Origin of the sequence: Cobetia crustatorum, from assembly GCF_000591415.1 — a bacterium.
Classification (GTDB): Bacteria; Pseudomonadota; Gammaproteobacteria; order Pseudomonadales; family Halomonadaceae; genus Cobetia; species Cobetia crustatorum.
In genome coordinates, this window is record NZ_JEMF01000024.1 from 1 (window position 1) to 6,033 (window position 6,033).

Annotated in this window: 5 protein-coding genes and 1 pseudogene; all 6 read left to right on the plus strand. The window is 57.6% G+C overall.

Translation table 11 applies throughout. The features are described 5' to 3' along the window. Nucleotides 1-516, plus strand: a pseudogene (locus BF12_RS22185) (electron transport complex subunit RsxC); the annotation flags it as partial. 43 nt (nt 517-559) lie between these two features. Next, nucleotides 560-1,600 carry an electron transport complex subunit RsxD gene (gene rsxD / locus BF12_RS0106810; RefSeq protein ID WP_024951627.1) on the plus strand — a complete coding sequence of 347 codons (1,041 nt, stop codon included), beginning with the start codon at nt 560-562 and terminating at the stop codon, nt 1,598-1,600. Nucleotides 1,601-1,627: 27 nt separating this feature from the next. Then, nucleotides 1,628-2,431 carry an electron transport complex subunit RsxG gene (rsxG, locus tag BF12_RS19060; protein ID WP_024951628.1) on the plus strand — a complete coding sequence of 268 codons (804 nt, stop codon included), beginning with the start codon at nt 1,628-1,630 and terminating at the stop codon, nt 2,429-2,431. Beyond that, the gene (locus BF12_RS0106820) at nt 2,424-3,134 is read left to right on the plus strand and encodes an electron transport complex subunit E (protein ID WP_024951629.1); all 711 of its coding nucleotides are present in this window, start codon (nt 2,424-2,426) and stop codon (nt 3,132-3,134) included. Before rsxG ends, BF12_RS0106820 begins: the two co-directional genes overlap by 8 nt. Before the next feature lie 30 nt (nt 3,135-3,164). Further along, on the plus strand, nt 3,165-3,800 hold the full coding sequence (nth, locus tag BF12_RS0106825) for an endonuclease III (RefSeq protein WP_024951630.1): 636 nt from the start codon (nt 3,165-3,167) through the stop codon (nt 3,798-3,800). A 149-nt stretch (nt 3,801-3,949) separates the two neighbouring features. Beyond that, nucleotides 3,950-6,033: sensor domain-containing protein (locus BF12_RS19065; RefSeq protein WP_156941143.1), on the plus strand; the 2,084-nt coding region annotated here is incomplete at its 3' end.

The following is a 6,033-nucleotide window of genomic DNA, read 5'->3' on the forward strand; positions in this document are numbered from 1 at the left end:
AAGGCGCTCAAGACGGCGCGTGCCGCGGCCAACATTGCCGTCAAGAAAGCCGAAAAAGCGCTCGCACGGGCCAGTGAAAGTGGCGAAGGCGATATTGAAGACCTGCAGACACTGTTGGCGACAGCGCAGGAAAACATGCGCGCCGCTGAGGTCCGATTGACAAGTGCTCAACCAGACGGTGGCGGCCAGATGCCTGAGCGCATGCCAGGACAACGATCTGAAGCGCCGCAAGGGGCTGAGCCCACTGGCGGGCGTGGCAGCATGGCCAGCAACGTGACGCTCTCACAGGCCGAGATTGAAACGGCACGGGCCGAGAATCTCGCCAAGCGTCACAAACAGGTGACCATTGGCGTCAAGGCGGCCGAGATGGCGTACCACAAGGCTGAAGCGGCACTCACCAGTGCCGATGACGAGAGTCGCGCGCGCCTTGAGACCAAGCTCGACCGCACACGGCGTAATCTAGAACATGCCCGCGAGTCGCTCGCCGAGGTCCAGGCACTGGTGGATGCGCAATGATCAGCAAGATGCCACTCCCCCCCTTCAAGGAAATGAACGCCTCATGAGCCTGATGCACGCAAGCTCCCCTCATGCCCACGGGCCAACCGCGACCTCTCGCGTGATGGCATGGGTGCTGGCCGCCACGCTGCCGGGGATTGCCGTACTGTGCTGGCACTATGGCTGGGGCGTCCTGTTCAATCTGGCCTTTGCTTGCATGGCTGGCGTCACACTCGAAGCCCTACTGCTCACGCTGCGCGACCGTCCGGTGAGCTTCTTTCTCAAAGACAACTCGGCGTTGGTCACCTGTGTGCTGCTGGCCGTTTCACTGCCACCATTGGCACCTTGGTGGCTAGTACTGACAGGAGTGATCGCGGCCATCGTGGTTGCCAAGCAACTCTACGGTGGACTGGGACAAAACCCGTTCAATCCGGCGATGGTCGCCTATGCCCTGCTACTGATTTCCTTCCCGGTCGAGATGTCACGCTGGTCAGCGCCTGATGGCTTCGTGCTTGGCTTCAGCGATAGTCTTGCGCAATTCTTTGGGCTCATCTCGACACCAGATGCCCTTACCGGCGCCACGCCACTGGACACGTTCCGCAATAAAGGTGAACTGAGCACTGCTGAGTTCTGGGCCAACCCCACGCTACTACCAGCAGCCAATCTACTGGCCTGGCAGCAGATAGCCATTGCCTGGGGGCTAGGCGGGCTCGTGCTACTCGCCAAACGCCTGATCACCTGGCATATCCCTGTCGCCGTACTGGGTAGTCTCGCGGTCATGTCTGGCATCTTCTATGTGATCGATGGTAGCCAGCATGCCAGCCCTGTCTTCCATCTATTGTGTGGCGCGGCCATCTTCGGGGCCTTCTTCATCGCCACCGATCCCGTGACAGCGGCAACCTCCAACAAGGGCAAGCTCTATTACGGCGTCGGTATCGGTGTGCTGATCTACCTGATTCGCACCTTCGGTGCCTATCCGGACGCTATCGCCTTTGCGGTGCTACTGATGAACTTCAGCGTACCCTTCATCGATTACTACACCCAGCCTCGTAGCTATGGCCACAAGAAGGCCCGTCGTGGCATCAAGCTGGAGGACAAGGCATGAGCCAGACGCCCGCCCCCCCCCCCGAATGTGCCAGAGAATGCTCACGGATTCGGTCACAATATCCGTCGTGCCGCTTTAGGCCTTGCGGTGTTCGCCATTGTCACGGCGGGGGTGGTGGCCGTGACACAGATCACGACTGCAGACACCATCGTCGAAAATGAGCGGGCCGCTCAGAGTGCCGCGCTGGCCGAGATCATTCCGCCGTCCCTGCATGACAACAGTCTGCTGGACGATGCCTTTGCGCTGCCGCCCTCGCAGGTATTGGGCCTGGAAACCGCTGACACTGGCTGGCGTGCGACCCAGGACGGCAAGACGGTCGCGGTGCTGCTGCCAGTGGTCACGGGCAAGGGCTACAGCGGTGATATTCGTCTGCTGGTCGGTATTCGTGCTGATGGCAGTGTCGCGGGTGTACGTGCGGTTAAGCACAGCGAAACACCCGGGCTTGGCGACAAGATTGAAGCGCGCAAGTCAGGGTGGATTCACGAATTCGATGACCAGACGCTCAGCTCCATGGATTGGAAGGTGCAAAAGGATGGCGGCGACTTTGATCAGTTCACCGGAGCCACTATCACGCCACGCGCTGTCGTGGGTGCTGTTCGTCAGGCACTGATCTACTTCATGGCGCATCGCACTGCCTTGTTGGCAGGAGACAGTGAGACATTGACGGCGACTCGGCGTGTCAGGCAAGAGACACTATCGCCAGCAGCTGAATCGCCCTCTGAATCAGCGCCAGAATCGGCCGCTGGATCTACATCAGCACAGTCCTCGACATCCGCTGAAGGCAACACTCCCTCCTCCCTCCAGCACAGCGGAGACAACGCTCATGAGTGATATCTCACTTGGCAAGATCAGCCGCGACGGACTGTGGAATAACAACCCGGCACTGGTACAGCTGCTGGGCCTGTGTCCACTGCTTGCCGTGACAGCGAGCATCGTCAATGCGCTGGGTCTGGGGCTGGCGACGTTGTTGGTGCTGGTCGGCTCAAATACTGCCGTCTCACTGATCCGAAATCTGGTACCCACGGAAGTACGCCTGCCGGCCTTCGTGATGATCATCGCGTCCTTCGTGACCTGTGCCGAGCTGCTGATGAAGGCGTATACCTTCGAGCTCTATCAGATTCTGGGCATCTTCATCCCGCTGATCGTGACCAACTGCGCCATTCTCGGGCGTGCTGACGCCTTTGCCGCCAAGAATCCGGTACTGCCGGCCGCGACCGATGGGCTGATGATGGGGCTCGGTTTCATGGCCGTGCTGGTGTTGCTCGGCGCCATGCGTGAATTGTTCGGCCAGGGCACGCTATTTGCCGGAATGGAGCTTTTGCTGGGGCCGATGGCTGCCGATTGGCAACTGACGGTTTTCCCGGATTATTCCTTCCTGTTCCTGGTGCTGCCGCCGGGAGCCTTCTTCTGCATGGGCTTGATCATCGCGACCAAGAAGGCCATCGACGAGCGACTGGATCAACGTCGCAAGGCTGCTGCCGCGGAGACACCCAAGGTATCGCGCCGCGTGCGTGTCACCGGTACGATTTCCTGACGCCCCTTTCCGCCCCAGCCCAGAGATGACATGAACGCTCAGAAACGCCTCGAAATATTTACGCGCCTGCGGGCAGAAAACCCTGAACCCCGCACAGAGCTTTACTGGACAACCCCCTTTGAGCTACTGATCGCGGTGCTTCTCTCGGCACAGGCGACCGATGTCGGTGTCAACAAGGCGACGGCAAAGCTCTACCCCGTCGCCAATACGCCAGAGAGCATTCTGGCGTTGGGCGTCGAGGGCTTGAAGGAGTACATCAAGACGATTGGCCTTTACAACACCAAGGCCGAGAACGTCATCAAGACCTGCCGCATGTTGATTGAATTACACGACAGCGAAATTCCTCAGACTCGCGAAGCGCTGGAAGCCTTGCCAGGGGTCGGCCGCAAGACGGCCAATGTCGTGCTCAACACTGCTTTTGGGCAGCCGACAATGGCGGTCGATACCCATATTTTCCGAGTCTCGAACCGGACGCGCATTGCCCCAGGCAAGAACGTGCTGGAAGTCGAGCACAAGCTGATGCGCCATGTACCGAAGGAGTTCTTGGTCGATGCGCATCACTGGCTGATTCTGCACGGGCGCTATACCTGCGTGGCGCGCAAGCCACGCTGCGGAAGCTGCGTGATTGAAGACCTTTGCGAGCACAAGGACAAAGTAGACCTCTAAGCCTTTGTTACGCCAGACCCATCCCAAGAGTCAGAGAATTCGGGGCCTGTAGGTAACATCGTTGATTGGCACACGCGTACCGGACTCATCATTTTCAACCAGCGATCCAAGTAGACTGTACGTAATGACTATTGCTACAGGTACTTGCCATGTCAGTAAATCCAGATGCTCAGGAGCTCCCGGATGCACCGCCAAGCGGCGCGCCTCAAGCTCCAATGCCTGATATGGATACAAGCCTCACGTTCGATCCACTGGCACTGACTGAAAGGGTGAAGGCACTCGAAGAAGAGAATTTCCTGCTACGCATGCTGGTGGATACCCATCCCGACATCATGTTCGTCAAGGATGCTCAGGGACTATTTCGTTTCGCCAATCAAACGCTCATCAACTTCTATGGCACGACGCTTGAGGACATTGTCGGTCGCGAGGACAGCCACTACACCGGCAATACCGAGCAGGGGCACTTCTTTCGACGCAGCGTCCAGCAGGTGCTCAATAAATATGAGCGCGAGGTCATATTCGAAGATGCCACGGATGGTGAGACGGGTGAGGTCAATCATTTTCGCTCTATCAAACAACCCTTCCATAGCCCACAAGGGACGGGAATGGTGGCAGTACTGGCACACAACATCACCACTCAGGTGCGTGAGCACGAGCGCAAGAACCGCCAGATCGATCATATCTATGACACATCGCTGGAGGGCTTCTGGGACTGGAGCATTTCAGACAGCCAAGTAACGCATAATCGACGCTGGTCGCAGATATTGGAGATTCCCGAAAGCGAGCTCTGCAATAGCCTCGACGAATTTGCCGCCATGCTGCATCCCGATGATACACCAGAGGTCATGGCTGCCATCGAGGACTGCCTGGCAGGCAAGACGCCCTACTATCATCGACACCGCATGTTGAACCGAGAGGGTAAGGTACTGTGGGTCATCGACAAGGGGGACGTCATCGAGCGAGACCGTGACGGGACACCGCTGCGCATGATCGGCTCGATTACCGATATCACCCGTGTGGTCGAATCAGAAGCGCTGCTGCATCAGCACAACCGCTTTGATTCGCTGACCAAGCTGGCCAATCGATGCTCTCTGATAGATGTGCTTCAGCAAACCATCATCACGACCGCTATCCGGGGCGATCATGCTGCATTGGTTTTCATTGATCTGGACCATTTCAAAAAGATCAATGACCTGCTCGGCCATGCTGCTGGCGATCATCTGTTAATCGAAGTCGCCCATCGCTTGAGCAGCCAGGTACGGAGCACTGACATGGTTGCCCGCTTCGGTGGCGATGAGTTTGTTATCTTGCTTCAGCCCTTGAGCGCACATGAAAGCGATGCCCGCCGCGAGTTCGAAGATGTGATGAGGAAACTGCAATATGCCCTCGATCAGCCCTACTCTCTGACAGGCCCGTCCGGGCAACCCCTGGAACATCACAGTTCGGCCAGCATGGGTAGCATCATCTTCCATGGCCGCGGCCTATGTGCCGAAGAGTTGATTCGGCGCGCAGATATCGCCATGTACTGTGCCAAGGACGCTGGCCGCAATCAGCGAGTCAGTTTCGATCCCAGCATGCGAGTGGAGTTGGAGCGGGCCGTACAACTGGAACACGACCTACGCAGTGCCATTGAACTCGGTCAAATGTGGATCGAACTACAGCCACAATTTGATCAGTATCAGCAACTACTGGGCGCCGAGTGCTTATTACGTTGGCGACACCCGACCTATGGCATGATCTCGCCGTTCGAATTCATTCCACTGGCCGAAAAAAGCCTGCTGATCGTGACGCTGGGAGACTGGGTGCTTGAAGAAGCGTGCACTCTACTCACGGCATGGGAGAGCATTCCCGCGCTGGCCAACATTCATCTGTCGATCAATGTCAGCGCCCGCCAGATCGACAACCCCAGTTATGTCGATGAGATGGTTGTGACCCTGGCTCGACATGGTATCGCTCCACAGCGTCTGCAACTGGAGCTGACGGAGAGCGTCTTCGTTTGTGACATGCCCACCACCGTAGGCCGCATGCATCAGCTGAATGCGCTGGGCTTGAGCTTATCACTCGATGATTTCGGCACCGGCTTCTCATCACTGACCTATATCAAGCAGCTGCCTTTCTCCGAACTCAAGATCGACCGCAGCTTCATCAATGATCTCGAGCATGACGTGATGGACTACCGTATGGTCGAGTTCATCGTTCATCTTGGCCATGAACTAGGCATGCGCGTGGTCGC